Origin of the sequence: Chryseobacterium antibioticum (genome assembly GCF_012927325.1) — a bacterium.
Taxonomy (GTDB): Bacteria; Bacteroidota; Bacteroidia; order Flavobacteriales; family Weeksellaceae; genus Chryseobacterium; species Chryseobacterium antibioticum.
In genome coordinates, this window is the sequence record NZ_JABBGI010000007.1 from 114,136 (window position 1) to 127,553 (window position 13,418).

10 protein-coding genes and 1 riboswitch are annotated in these 13,418 nt (G+C 37.7%); of the genes, 5 read left to right on the forward strand and 5 right to left on the reverse strand.

Annotated elements, in window-relative coordinates:
- Positions 1–212: 212 nt before the first annotated feature.
- The 4 genes from HHL23_RS07130 (at position 213) to HHL23_RS07145 (ending at position 4,074) form a co-directional block, all read left to right on the forward strand.
- Positions 213–1,184: an RHS repeat domain-containing protein gene (locus HHL23_RS07130; protein ID WP_317174674.1), complete on the forward strand. Its 972-nt coding sequence runs from the start codon at positions 213–215 to the stop codon at positions 1,182–1,184.
- Between the two features lie 549 nt (positions 1,185–1,733).
- Complete coding sequence (locus tag HHL23_RS22900) at positions 1,734–2,945, forward strand: RHS repeat-associated core domain-containing protein (RefSeq protein ID WP_394354151.1); 1,212 nt, start codon at positions 1,734–1,736, stop codon at positions 2,943–2,945.
- 5 nt (positions 2,946–2,950) lie between these two features.
- Positions 2,951–3,493: a hypothetical protein gene (locus HHL23_RS07140; protein ID WP_169234123.1), complete on the forward strand. Its 543-nt coding sequence runs from the start codon at positions 2,951–2,953 to the stop codon at positions 3,491–3,493.
- Between the two features lie 167 nt (positions 3,494–3,660).
- Positions 3,661–4,074 carry an outer membrane beta-barrel protein gene (locus HHL23_RS07145; protein ID WP_169234186.1) on the forward strand — a complete coding sequence of 138 codons (414 nt, stop codon included), beginning with the start codon at positions 3,661–3,663 and terminating at the stop codon, positions 4,072–4,074.
- A gap of 425 nt (positions 4,075–4,499) precedes the next feature.
- On the opposite strand, the gene HHL23_RS07150 is transcribed toward HHL23_RS07145, so the two are convergent.
- Positions 4,500–7,244: a TonB-dependent receptor plug domain-containing protein gene (locus HHL23_RS07150; protein WP_169234124.1), complete on the reverse strand. Its 2,745-nt coding sequence runs from the start codon at positions 7,242–7,244 to the stop codon at positions 4,500–4,502.
- A 289-nt stretch (positions 7,245–7,533) separates the two neighbouring features.
- A riboswitch (SAM-I-IV-variant riboswitch) is annotated at positions 7,534–7,632 on the reverse strand.
- Between the two features lie 121 nt (positions 7,633–7,753).
- Here HHL23_RS07150 and HHL23_RS07155 point away from each other — a divergent pair.
- Positions 7,754–9,967, forward strand: coding sequence for an outer membrane beta-barrel family protein (locus tag HHL23_RS07155; protein WP_169234125.1), 2,214 nt, complete (start codon positions 7,754–7,756; stop codon positions 9,965–9,967).
- 68 nt (positions 9,968–10,035) lie between these two features.
- Here HHL23_RS07155 and HHL23_RS07160 read toward each other — a convergent pair whose 3' ends face one another.
- The 4 genes from HHL23_RS07160 to HHL23_RS07175 all read right to left on the reverse strand — a co-directional run bounded on the left by HHL23_RS07160 (position 10,036) and on the right by HHL23_RS07175 (position 13,409).
- Complete coding sequence (locus tag HHL23_RS07160) at positions 10,036–10,746, reverse strand: HesA/MoeB/ThiF family protein (RefSeq protein ID WP_169234126.1); 711 nt, start codon at positions 10,744–10,746, stop codon at positions 10,036–10,038.
- A gap of 138 nt (positions 10,747–10,884) precedes the next feature.
- Positions 10,885–12,003, reverse strand: a complete 1,119-nt coding sequence (gene thiH, locus HHL23_RS07165) for a 2-iminoacetate synthase ThiH (RefSeq protein ID WP_169234127.1) — start codon at positions 12,001–12,003, stop codon at positions 10,885–10,887.
- Positions 12,004–12,018: 15 nt separating this feature from the next.
- Complete coding sequence (locus tag HHL23_RS07170; RefSeq protein WP_169234128.1) at positions 12,019–12,795, reverse strand: thiazole synthase; 777 nt, start codon at positions 12,793–12,795, stop codon at positions 12,019–12,021.
- Positions 12,792–13,409: a thiamine phosphate synthase gene (locus HHL23_RS07175; protein ID WP_169234187.1), complete on the reverse strand. Its 618-nt coding sequence runs from the start codon at positions 13,407–13,409 to the stop codon at positions 12,792–12,794. Before HHL23_RS07175 ends, HHL23_RS07170 begins: the two co-directional genes overlap by 4 nt.
- Positions 13,410–13,418 lie beyond the last annotated feature (9 nt).

The following is a 13,418-nucleotide window of genomic DNA, read 5'->3' on the forward strand; positions in this document are numbered from 1 at the left end:
GGATTAATGCTATAATATTAACAATATTATTATTGATAAATGTTTTTTTGATTGTTTGTTATTGTATCCCATTATAAACAGCATTTTTAATAAATTTATTGTGGTGTATTGAATTTTCAATACACCACTTCTTGTGGAATTTCTATATTTGAAAAGACCGACGATTAATATCTTGTTAATTTTATTTTCTGTTAAAACATGAAGGTTATAATATTTTATATGGAAATCCGGCTTACAACTATGAATATAATGAAAAAGAATTGCAGAAAGAAACAGGCTGGAGCGATTATGGAGCAAGGATGTACATGGGTGATATAGCACGATGGGGCGTAATTGATCCTTTAGCTGAAGCATCAAGAAGGTTTTCTCCTTATAATTATGCTTATGATAATCCTATCAGTTTTATAGATCCGGATGGAAGAAAGCCACAAAGCCCGGATGCTGTAGCTGAATCCGTTATGTTTCCTAAATCCCTTTGGAGTTTTTACATGGGAGGAGGCAGCACAGATAAAGAGGCTCTTATGGATTTTATCGCGCAAAATAATGGATGGGGAGCATTTCAGAATTTAGTAAACCCTACAGGAGGCGGTGGCGGAGGAGGAAGTATTGCCTTTGGACAGACACAACAATATAGAGATATGATAGCTTCTCTTTATTTCTCAGGGATTGATTTTTCAAAATATGGACTTGATGATCCAACACCTAAAAGAAAATATTTGAAAAATGAAAATAGTTTTAATATCTGGGGTATTGAAACAAGAAAAATACAATATCAACTAGATAATGTAAATATGAATTTAGAATTTAAACAGATAATTAAGCAAATAGGAGAGCTTACAGATAAAGTAGACAGTGCGATGGACTGGACGCCAGGAATAAGTGGATCGAAAGGTGTTTATGATTTTATTAAGGAAGGAGCTAAAGCTCTGAATCCTTCAACACTTATATTTGTGTTAGGATCTACAACAATTATGCTTGAGAGTGCTAATGCTAAAAACTTTTTAGAAATGTATCAAGATGTTCGAAGCAATTACGATGATATGCATGCTAAATTCCCAGTCAATATGAAAGGAATAACTGTAAATTTGGATATGATTGTAGGTCCTCAAAATCATATCTGGTCAAGATATAGTTTTTATGATATAAGTACACATCGATATTTAGGAGGAAGAACTTTTGAATAAATTAAAATATGAAACTTAAAGTAACTGTATTAGTGTTAACTATTCTTATATTCTTTATTAGAATATTTTACAAAGAATCAACAAATTTGCTTGATATGAATTTTAATCATTTTTTTGGAGTAAGTTTCGACAGAATTACAATATATGTTTATCAGATATTTGTATTTCTCTTTATTACTTCTGTAAAGAAAATTAATATAATAATAGTTTTAACTTTACTATTAATCAATCTCTTTTTAATTATTTGCTATACAATTCCTCTTAGCAATTTGGGGTAATGCATCACCGCTATCGCACGAATCCTTTCGTGTGGTAATGTTTCAAAAATGTTGGTTTCCTTTATTAATCAATATTAACGAGAAATAATAAACAGTAATTGTATAGATAGAGTGATCATTTGGTCACTCTATTTGTTTTTTAATAGAAAATTGTAACCTTTATGTCTGTAAAAGTTTATTCATGTTCCAAATGTGTTGGTGAAAAATTAATTTACAGAAAATCTATATATTTACAGCTATACAGACCATTTGGATAGACAAATAAAAGAGAATCTTTTATGAAGACTACGAACGTAGTTCATTACGTTTAAGCTACTCTAAAACCCCGACTGGCAGCGCAGAAGTTCTTGAAGAAAACAATTTTTATCCGTTTGGTTTAAAGCATGAAGGTTACAATGTTTTAGCAGGAAATCCTGCTTACAACTATGAGTATAACGGAAAAGAGTTACAGAAAGAAACGGACTGGAGTGACTATGGAGCGAGAATGTATATGTCTGATATTGGCAGATGGGGCGTTATAGATCCATTGGCAGAGCAGATGACCAGATACTCACCGTATAATTATGCTTTTAATAATCCTGTAAGCTTTATAGATCCGGATGGAAGAAGACCATTGCCTCCTGAAGAGGATTTTAAGTCAAATGCTCCTTCTAATGGGATGCTTGCGTATCTTGCTTCGGGAGGAAAAATAGACAGAGGATCAATAATGGCTTTCTATGGGTTGAATGACCATATGGGAGAGTTCTTTGCAAAAGTACAGGCCGGAGGCGGAGGTGGAAATGCAAGTAGCGAGAATCCTCCAGGCAGTCGTGGTCATTTTTGGAAAGATGTTAGTAGTTTCTTTAAAAGGATTTTTGGAAGTGGCAGAAAAAATTCAGGTAGTTTAGTGGTTGGTCCTGCTAAAAGCATTACTGCTGTTGATTATGATGCTGATGGGGTTAGATTATTTGGATTAATAACAGGTGCTAATTATAATCCAATGGAAGAATACAGAGCCAACCGTGATAATCCTTTTTATAATGAAGGAGAATCTAGTTTAGATAGATCTTTTAGATTAATGAATAGCTCTCACATAGAAATAATGCAGGATTTTGGTGGCGGTGGTTATAATATGTTTGGAGGATATGGGAGAATTGGAAATGTTGCAGGTGCTACAGAAGGGGTTTCTATAGCTTCAAAAATTTCTGCAGAAGCAGAGGCGAATGGTATCTTAAGTACTCAAAGAGGAATTAACCCAGCTAAAGTTGCCGAATATTTTGAGCAAATGTCAAATGGCACCTATAAGCCTACAGGAGGAGCAGGATATATCCATGAAGGAAAATATATTTTAACAGATGGAAATCATAGAATGAATGCAGCTATCCGGCATGGAATAGAAAGCGGCAATTTTAAATATATTGAGGAAATTATCAATAAAGGAAACTTTATAAGAAGAAATCCTTTAATAGACAATTATAAAGTTTATAAACTACCTGTAAAATAAAAATAATGTATAAACAAATAATGATTTTTAATAAAAACATCGATTTAGAAATTGGAAGTGTATATGTAATTTTTAATAATTACTTATCACAAGAGGACAAATTAGATCCGTCAAAAAAAATCTTTTATATTAATTTGCCTTTTCATAATTCTATTAAAATCTCAGAATATATAGATGATAAGGATTTATCTATTGAAAACTACGAAAAATTAATTAATAAATACAATTTAGAGTTTATTAAACCTCAAGAAATTATTGATGTATTTAATCAGTTAGTTTATGCAATTATAAATGAGATTGAAAGTCATGATGTTTTTGTAGTTGGAACAATGGGAATAGATTTTGAAAGTATAAATTTAATTCTTAAGGAGTTACTAGATATTGCTAAAACACATAAAAAAACATTTGTTTTTGTGCAAAATGAATCAAAAAATCTAGATATTTTAGAAAAAGTTGATCTATTAAAGTTAAATGATTTTGAAGCTTGGTATGTAAATAAGGTAAAAGACAATGATGATGATGATGCATTTGTATTTAAGCAAAGATAAAGTAATGTTTCAAAAATGTTGGTTTCTTTTATTAATCAATATTAACGAGAAATAATAAACAATAATTGTATAGAATAGAGTGATCGTTTGGTCGCTCTATTTGTTTTTTTAATAGAAAATTGGAATCTTTATGCAGGTAAAAGATTACCCCAATGTGTTGATGAAAAATTAATTCATCTGTATTCAATGTTGATACGGAAACTCAGAAAAGAAGTTCGTTCAGCTACTCCATCAACAATACCTTTACTTTAAACAAAAGCAAGAAGCTGGTATTTTTCCTTAATTACAGCCGCAGCCTGGCTTACAAAAATGTGAACTCGTATTTTTATGCCTTCCCGGAACTGACTTCAGGATTAAAGGTTTCTCTCATGGAAAAGAAGCTTCAGATCAATGCAACAGTAACCAACATTTTCGCTCAGAGATACCGTGGCGATTTATATTTCGCTGATAATACCCAGCATATGAATAACTATTGGGACGGCAGAAGTTTCCGTTTAAGTGTTAATTATACTTTTGGAAGCAGCAAAAAGAAAATCAGTAAGAAAAATATCAATTTCGAGGAGAAAGAAAGAGCACAGTAATTGTTTTCGTTGGCTCAGTCTCGACCTTTTTTTAGACCACAAGAGAGTGTTTATAATAATGGGTTCTCGCAGATTTGGCTGATGGAACAGATTCTCATTTCATCCTTTTTTTAAACATTAAGATCAATGAAGGATCTAAGATCAGTTAAGAAAAAATCAAATGATTTTTTAAGTTGTAGTTCTTAAAGCGAAGCTAAAACTTAATATTCTTAAAAGCTTAACAGAATCTTAATGGTTTGAATTTTTTCTCTCACAGATGAACGAGCAAAAGTGAAAATCTGCATCATCTGATTAATCTGCATGAAATTTTAAAATTATTTGATTTCTATCCATTCCCACGTTTTGCAATTGATCCTTTTTGTTATTCACTCAAACAAAAAAACAGAGAATGATTCTCTGTTTTTCTATTGTATCCTTTATCTGTTTTAAAATTTAAATTCTACCCTCGCGAAAACGAAGCGTCCTCCTATCCCGTATTGAGAAACCTGTCTGGAATACACAAACTGGTTATCAGCAGTCAATGAACTTATATTTGGGCTTTTGGAAGGCAGTATATTGAATATATTATTGCTTCCTATCGTCGCCGAAATATTCTTGTTAAAATCATAACCTACGGAAAGATCGGTCACAATACGGTCATTTAAAACAAAATGCTCCCTGCTTTCTGTAACTCCGTCAAAATTGGCATCCAGCACATCAGCATCTGTCACTTTTCCAAAGTAGGAATTCCTAAGAGAAACGGTAAGTGCCGAAAACCTCACGGTATTGGCAAGCGTAGCTTTTATGTGCGGTACAGCTTCCTCAAAATACACCCTGTTAGGTTCAGAGAAATAATTATCGATCTGGCTCACCAGTTTAGGGGAGGCATGAATATCACCAATCCTTTTGGTCTGATTCAGGTTAAGTCCCAGATTGTTTTCCAAAGATATGCCCTCCGCAATTCTTGAATTCTGAGAGATGGTGATGTCCAATCCTTTCGTCTGGGAATCTACCGCATTGGCAAAGAAATTCGCAGCACTGGCTCGCGCGATATCGAAAGCTCCCTGCAACACCGCCTGATCTGATCCCGGCGCAAAACTTCCATCCGGACGGTAAAATAAATCGGTAAGCACTACTCTATCTTTAATCTTGATCAGATAGCCATCCGCTGTAAATACTAAACTTAAAGCCGGAATCTTCCAGGTAATTCCCGTACTGTAAGACTGCGAAGTTTCCTGTTTCAATTTTGGAATTCCTAAGGCCTGAGCTGCTTCGGAATTGTTTCTGAAAGTCCCGACTTGTGTTGTTTTTCCCTGCTGGATCAATGTAGATGTGGAACTGTAGTAGATCTGTGCCAAAGAAGGCGCTCTGAATCCTGTGGAAACCGCTCCTCTCCAGTTGAAATTTTTAGCCAGTTTCACATTGGTCGCCAGTTTATAATTAAAGGTAGAACCGAAGTCTGAATAATTTTCAAAACGAACAGCTCCTTCCAATAGCCACCAATCCGTTGGCTCAATTTCCACATCAGCATATGCCGCAACACTGTTTCTGCTTCCTGAAACTGCATTATCCGGACTAAATCCAGGAAAAACCTGTGATCCTGCAGGTCTTATATTTCCAAAAAAATCAGTCGCTTTTTCATTGTCAGAAGTAGCAGTAGTCACTACACGTCCAAAAATATCATAGGAAACATAAGAGTTTTCATTTCCTGCATTCACTTTATAGTTTTCATAACGGTATTCTCCTCCAAAGGCTACGTTCAGGCCGTGAAGGACATCATATTTTTTTGAGAAATCCAGATTCAGGGTATTCTGTAAAAATTCTGATCCTCCAGCTTTAAAAGTTCTGGGTGAGCCATCTCCCAAAGAGGCATTAAATGTATTGACGACCCCAAAATTAAAAGCATTCTTGCCGAAAGTATTGCTCAAATCTACATTCCAGCCGTTCCATTTTCCTTTGATTCCTCCGGCTAAGGAATAATCATTCACATTGGCTTCGATCTGCGGCAAATATCCATTGGGAGTAATGGCATTGATATTTCTTTCTGTGTTGGGAAGACGATAAAATCCTCCGGCATTTCCCAAACGATAACTATACCCTCCAAAGGAATAGACTTTCCAGTCTCCATTCACCGGAATTTCAGAATTGAAAAAAAGCTGTCCCGACTGTAGTTTAGACTGCCCTGCCCTCAGGCTGAAATCCTTTCTTTCCAAACCTCTGTAAGTAAGCTCCTGATCCGTAAAGTCTTTTCCTAGTAAACCCTGTAATGCAGTAATGCTGTTGGCTCCTGATATCTGATTCCTGAAATCCTGTGAAAAATAACCAACCTGCGAAGCATACTGCTTGACCGTATTGATGATCTGCTGGCTGTTAGAAGTATTGGTAATGTTTTTATACAATCCATCAATATTGACTCCGCTTTGCAATGCCCTATAATTAATGGCATTGTAGGCATTAAAAATATCTCCCTGACGTACGCCCGCTCTTGAATACGGATCACGGTATTGTACTGAACCTGTGACATTAATGAAGCCTTTTTCGCCAATTTTCGCTCCATAGTTCAGATCGGCTGAAATGGTCTGTCCGTCTATTCCTCCGGAAAAATTATTGGCGACCGGAGAAGCATATCCTCCCAGGAAAACCTGCCCTGAAAGCCCAAGTCTTCTTTTAAGTCCTAAATTCACGACTCCGGCAATAGCATCAGAACCGTATTGAGCAGATGCTCCGTCTCTTAATACTTCAATTTTCTCCAGAGCAAATGCAGGAATAGCATTAAGGTCTGTGCCTACCGAGCCTCTCCCGGGAGTCAACGTAACATTGATGAGTGAAGACTGATATCTTCTTTTTCCATTAAGCAAAACAAGAACCTGATCCGGGCCAAGCCCCCTGAGAAGTGCGGGGTCCACAAAATCGGTTCCGTCATTGACCGTATGTGAGGTGGAAGAAAATGAAGGCACCACATAGTTGAGGGCCTGACTGATATTGTTAACAGGACTTTGTCTTAAGATTTTTGAGATATTGATGATATCTACCGGAACCGGAGTTTCTGTAAGAGATCTTCCGGATCCCCTTGACCCTAGGATGACTACATCATCGATCTTTTTGGATGATGCTGAATCCGACTGTCCAAAGTAAAATACTGAAATGAGTGCTGCTGAAGCTATGATTGTTTTTTTCTGAAAATTACGCATGTGTTTTCTATTTTTTTATTACTGATTGTTTGTTTGATTTTTGGCAATAGTATTCCTGTAACCCTATTTTAAGGTTACCGTGAAAAGCCTGAATGTTGGTATTATTTTTTAAAGAAGTCTAAAAACAACAACACATGCGCATGTGAAAATGGTATGAAAAGAGGTCAGAATAACGAAGTGATACTTCATGATCTGAGAAACGAAAATTTAAATTGGTCTTGTGATTTCCCTTGTCTTTAAACATTGATTTTATTTTTAAAACAAAAATGTCAAGATGGGAAGAAAATAGAGAATAAACATTTTTTCCGGGCATACCGGCTTATCTATTTTAGCACCTTGCTTGTTTTTGCAGGTTGCTATCCCATCTATGAGATTCTTGATAATTACCCGGCAAAGATATAATTATTTCGGAATAAAAAAAATAATTGCTTAAAAATTTAACTTTTCGCAAATTTCACCGTAACAAATTGCTCTTTTTTACGTCTAACTGAACAGTAGTAAAAAACATTATGAAAAAAACTATATTAGCTTTATCCCTGTTGGGATCTTTTTTTGCCTACTCGCAAGAGAAGAGCAGCAATAATGCAGTGAAGGAAAAGCAAATTGAAGGCGTAGTTATTACGAAAACTAAAAAAGCCGTTGAACAGAAAGCAGACCGTACTATTTTTGATTTTTCTGAACAACCCCAGCTTAACAACGGTAACGTTCTGGAAGGTATTAAAAAACTTCCGGGATTGGTGGCTACCGATATTGCGGGAATGATGTATCAGGGTAAAATCCTGGATGTGTACCTGAACGGAAGACCTCTAAATATTACCTCCAATGAATTAAATTCTTTTCTTGAAGGGATGCCTGCCAATTCGGTGGAAAAAATTGAGGTGATTACGCAGCCGGGAGCAGAATTCCCTGCCACTTCAGGAGGCGCCATCATGAATATCATTACGAATAAAAACGCCAATAAGTATTTAACAGCAACCTATTCGGGAAACTACTCGTTTACCAACTACGATAAGTTCAGAAGCAGAACAACGCATTCTGTGAATCTGAATGCAAGAAATAAACTATTCGGCTGGCAGCTGAATGTGGGTCAGAATTATCGTGAAAGTATGCTGAACGGTGATCAGGACGTAATTCTTCATAACAATACAGACAGAATAGGACGTGGGTATTTTGCGAAATCAGGTCTTACTTTTGATCTTGGACAGGACAGATTATTGGTGAACTATGATATTTACCACAACAATAATGACAACTATACCGCCAGTAGAGGACTTGCCGACATCCTTGTCAGCCTTGATCCTATCAAATACCGGGAAGCTGATTATCAAGCATCGGATGTGGCTCATACCAACAATCTAAGACAGGAAGCGGTTGTGACGTATCAGAAGCGTTTCAGCGACAAGTCTCAAAAGCTGGACTTCCAGTTTGGATATACGAAATCTGACAGTAAGTTTGCTCAGGATAATTTTTTCCAGAAAGGTAATTATACCGATAATGGGCAATTTTTCCGTAATGCCGGGATTAATGATGTCCTTAATAATAAATCGGATATGAGGATCGCGAATTTCAAGGTCGATTATTCTCAACCGATAAAGCTTCTGGATGGCGGGAAAGTGAGTTTAGGCGGTTTATATGAAAGACAGGATTATGATACGGAGAGTAAAGGGCTTACCAATTTAGAATATCAGAGACAAACGGCTTCTACTTATCTTGAATTTCAGGCAAAACTTAAGAAGTTTGACTTTATTTTAGGCACCCGTGCTGAAAATTATGATATTTCAGGGATTACAAGAACCATAAAGGACGGTGCTGTTCTTGAAAGAGATCTTACCACCTTCAATAAGTTTAAGCTTTTTCCTAACGCAAGTGTACAATACAACCTGATGAACCAGGTATACGTGGCGGCCAACTATAACAAAAAAATCAGTCTTCCGAGTATTTCTGCCCTGAACCCGAATAACGTAACATTCGGCAGCCCGAATACACAGGTCACGGGTAACCCGGATCTTCAGCCTACAATCTTTGATAATTATGAATTAAAAGTATCAGCCTTTGATTATGCTTTTATTGGATACAGCGTAAGTTCTGCTAAAGACCAGGTCGCTCAGATCGTCATGAAAGACGGTAAGAATCTTTTCAATAGACAGGTGAATATTTCCAATATGAAAATTCACAACTTCAATCTGGGTCTTCCGATTCCGTTTATGATCTTCAGCAAACCGATGAGCGAGATCATGAAGTTTGATTTTAATCCTGATAAAATTAATTTCATGTATCTGTACGCAGGATATCAGAAGCATGAGATCGACAATTTAAACAATAAAGGGTTCTGGATCTTCAATATTATGACTCAGTTGCTTTTACCGAAAGACATCAAACTGACGGCCAACTACAGTTATCTGACTCCAAAAGCAGGTTATTTCTACTTTACAGCAGATAAACCGTTCAATAATAATCTGGATGTCACCCTGACGAAAAAATTCATGAACAACCGTTTGACAGTGTCTGTTTTCGCGAATGATATCTTCAACGGACAGGTGATGCAGGTCTATTCCAATCCGCCTGAGGGACAGGCTGTGATGATCAGAAGCAAGTATGATACGAGAAACTTCGGAATTTCTATCAATTATAAAATTCCAACCAGAAATAAACTGGCGAAAGAGGATCCTAATATCCTGAACCAGACTAAAAAAGAGGAGACGGGCGTCATGCAAACTCCCTAGTAATTGATCTATATAAAATGAGGCCGTAAAGAAATTTTACGGCCTCATTTATTTAAAAACAATATCATTTAAAAATCTAAGGTCTGGAATCTCCAATTCAGGGTATCGATAAGGGTAAGCTGATCAGGATATACGAGAAGCCCGGTGATCATCTTTAAAACCTGCAGAACCATCATGCTCCCTACAATTCCCGGCAGTGCTCCCAGCACTCCGAGACTGTCACAATCCGGCAAATTTTCGTCAGAGGGCGATTCCGGAAACAAATCTCTAAGATTTTTGCTTCCTTGATAGTTGAATACAGCAGTTTGTCCTGAAAAACCCAATATACTTCCGTACACTAATGGTTTTCCAAGTTTCACACAGGTGTCATTGATCAGATATCTGGTGGCAAAATTATCCGATCCGTCAACAATAATATCATATGTTGAAAGGATTTCCTCTGCATTTAAGCTATCAATTTTCTTATTAATTCCTATTAATTTCACCTGATGATTAAGATTTTTCACAAAGGCTTCCGCACTTTTGGTCTTCGAAATCCCAACTGTATTTTCATTGTGAATGATCTGGCGGTTCAGGTTGTGAAGTTCCACCTCATCAAAATCGGCCACGCCTAAAGTTCCGACTCCGGCTGCTGCGAGGTATTGAATAACGGGACTTCCCAAGCCTCCTGCCCCAATGACAAGTACTTTGGACGACCTTATTTTCTTTTGCCCCTCCAGCCCGATTTCTTCTATGAATATCTGCCGGCTGTATCTTGCAAAAATATCTTCGCTTTTCATTTTGCTATAATTGTTTTGAACCATTAAGATTTTTTAAGCTATTAAGAGATATTAAGGGGAGCCGTGCTTTAAGGTTTAAAAAAATTGATTTTTCTTAATTAGGCTTAATGACTTCACTGTTCTTAATGGTTTAATTTTTTAAAATCCACTGTACGCAGGATCCCAGTCTTTCATAACCGGGTCGTAGCCGGCTTTTCTGATGCTGTTTTTCACTTCCTCCATGCTGCGTTCATCACTGGTTTCAAACTGTTCGAGAGATTCTACATCAACGGCATAACCTCCGGGATTTGTTTTTGAAGCTGCACTCATGGCTGTTGCTCCCAGTGATATAATGTTGTTCCTGAATTTTTCATTTTCTCTGGTCGATATGGAGATTTCCAGGTCTTCATTCCAGATTCTGTAGGCGCAGATCAGTTGCAACAGGTCTTTATCTTCCATGATAAAATTAGGCTCAATAATTCCTTCTGCGGGCCTGAGTCTTGGAAAGGACACCGAAAAGCGGCTTTTCCAGTATTGTTTCTGGAGATAATCAATGTGAAAAGCATTAAAGAAACTGTCTACACGCCAGTCTTCCAGTCCAAGCAGAACTCCAAGCCCGATCTTATGAATTCCAGCTCTTCCAATCCTGTCCGGAGTATCTAAGCGGAAATGGAAATTGGATTTTTTCCCTTTGGGATGGTATTCTTTATACACTTCCTGATGATAAGTTTCCTGATACACCAACACAGAATAAACACCTTCCTGATGCAGCTGGAGATATTCTTCTTCTGACAAAGGCTGTACCTCGATCGAGATATTGGCAAAATGAGGCTTCAGCAGACGGACGGCATTCAGAAAGTAAGAAATTCCCACCGTTTTATTGGCTTCTCCACTTACTAACAGGAGGTGATTCACTCCCATAGATTTTAAAACAGAGCCTTCAATCATGAGCTCCGTATCAGAAAGGGTTTTCCTCCTTACGTCATTATCCAGACTGAAACCACAGTAGGTACAGATGTTCTGACATTCATTGCTGAGGTACATGGGTGCATACAGCTGAATTGTCTTTCCAAAGCGTTTCTGGGTAAGCTGACGGGTCATTTTTGCCATCAGTTCAAGCTCCTGTGCAGCAGCAGGAGAAAGCAGATTCAAAAAATCATCTAAGGTTTTATGCTTCCTTTGAAGGCTATTCAGTACATCTGAGTGGGTAACTTTTCCGAGCCTGTCCTTTATCTCATCCCACTGATAGCGGTCAAAAACATCTTTAAAGCTGTTCATTTTTTTCTGCTGTTTTTATTCAAATAAAAAGGAGGTCAATGGACTTGAGGCTTCAGCATGATCCGCTATTGCCCCCAGTCCTGATTCAAAAGCTCTTCTTCCTGCAATGACTCCTTCTTTAAAGGCTAAAGCCATATTGACTGGATTTCTTGCTACGGCAATAGCGGTATTGACTAAAACGGCATCAGCGCCCATTTCCATCGCTTTTGCAGCATCTGAAGGGGCTCCGATTCCAGCATCTACCACAACGGGAACGTTGCTCTGGCTGATGATAATCTCCAGGAAATCTAAAGTCCTCAATCCTTTATTGGTTCCGATCGGAGCTCCCAAAGGCATTACCACAGCGGTTCCAGCATCTTCCAGGCGTTTACACAAAACAGGATCGGCATGAATGTAAGGCATCACGATAAATCCAAGTTTGGCTAGCTCTTCTGTTGCATACAAGGTTTCAATAGGATCCGGAAGAAGGTATTTCGGATCGGGATGGATCTCTAATTTCACCCAGTTCGTTTCCAGAGCCTCTCTTGCAAGCTGTGCAGCCAGTACTGCTTCTTTTGCCGTTCTGGCGCCTGAAGTATTGGGAAGAAGATGAACATGGGTTTCTTTTAATGAATCCAGCAATCCGTCTTCTGCTGCTCCGGAATCTATTCTTTTCAAGGCCATGGTGACCATGTCTGTTCCTGAAGCGATCACAGAGGTGGCCATTTCACTGAGGTTTCCAAATTTCCCGGTTCCCAGAAACAGCCTTGAATCAAATATTCGGTCTGCTATTATTAATTTTTGATTATTCATATCATTGCTTTTTTAAATTCACTGATGGCGGCCGGGCGATTGGTGATCTGCCCCGAGACCGCTACTCCATAGAGTCCGATCTGCTGCAACAGCTCTACGTCCTCAAGCACAACGGCTCCAATCGCAAAAATCTTCGGAATGGTGATTGATTTTTCTTCTAAACCATTAACGATATCCTGATAGCCTTTAAACCCTAAAATCGGACTGAGTTTTTCTTTAGTAGCCGAAAATCTCAAGGGTCCAAGACCGATATAATCACACTGTTCTTCTATTTTTTGGATCACATCTGATAAGGTGTTGGCTGTACCACCGATGATCTTATGATGTCCTAAAACAGTTCTTGCTTCTTCAATGGACAGATCATTTAAACCCAGATGAACACCGTCAGCATCTATTTCTTTTGAGATCTGAACATGATCGTTGATGATACAGACCGCCTGATATTCTGAACAGAGCTTTTTTGAAACCACACAGAGTTCATTTAATTCTTTCTCTGAAGCATTTTTCCAGCGGACCTGAAGCCATTGTATCCCATGGTCTAAAGCGGTGCGGATATTGTGTTCCTGTTCCCGTCTTGTCTGTCCCTGTGATATGTATTGTAATTTTTCCATTATTAAACTGAA

What these genes read in the sequence shown, in the direction of transcription:
- HHL23_RS07140 (WP_169234123.1), top strand. Translation starts at nt 2,951, where the DNA reads ATGTATAAACAAATAATGATTTTTAATAAAAACATCGATTTAGAAATT.
- HHL23_RS07150 (WP_169234124.1), bottom strand. Translation starts at nt 7,244, where the DNA reads ATGCGTAATTTTCAGAAAAAAACAATCATAGCTTCAGCAGCACTCATT.
- HHL23_RS07155 (WP_169234125.1), top strand. Translation starts at nt 7,754, where the DNA reads ATGAAAAAAACTATATTAGCTTTATCCCTGTTGGGATCTTTTTTTGCC.
- HHL23_RS07160 (WP_169234126.1), bottom strand. Translation starts at nt 10,746, where the DNA reads ATGAAAAGCGAAGATATTTTTGCAAGATACAGCCGGCAGATATTCATA.
- thiH (WP_169234127.1), bottom strand. Translation starts at nt 12,003, where the DNA reads ATGAACAGCTTTAAAGATGTTTTTGACCGCTATCAGTGGGATGAGATA.
- HHL23_RS07170 (WP_169234128.1), bottom strand. Translation starts at nt 12,795, where the DNA reads ATGAATAATCAAAAATTAATAATAGCAGACCGAATATTTGATTCAAGG.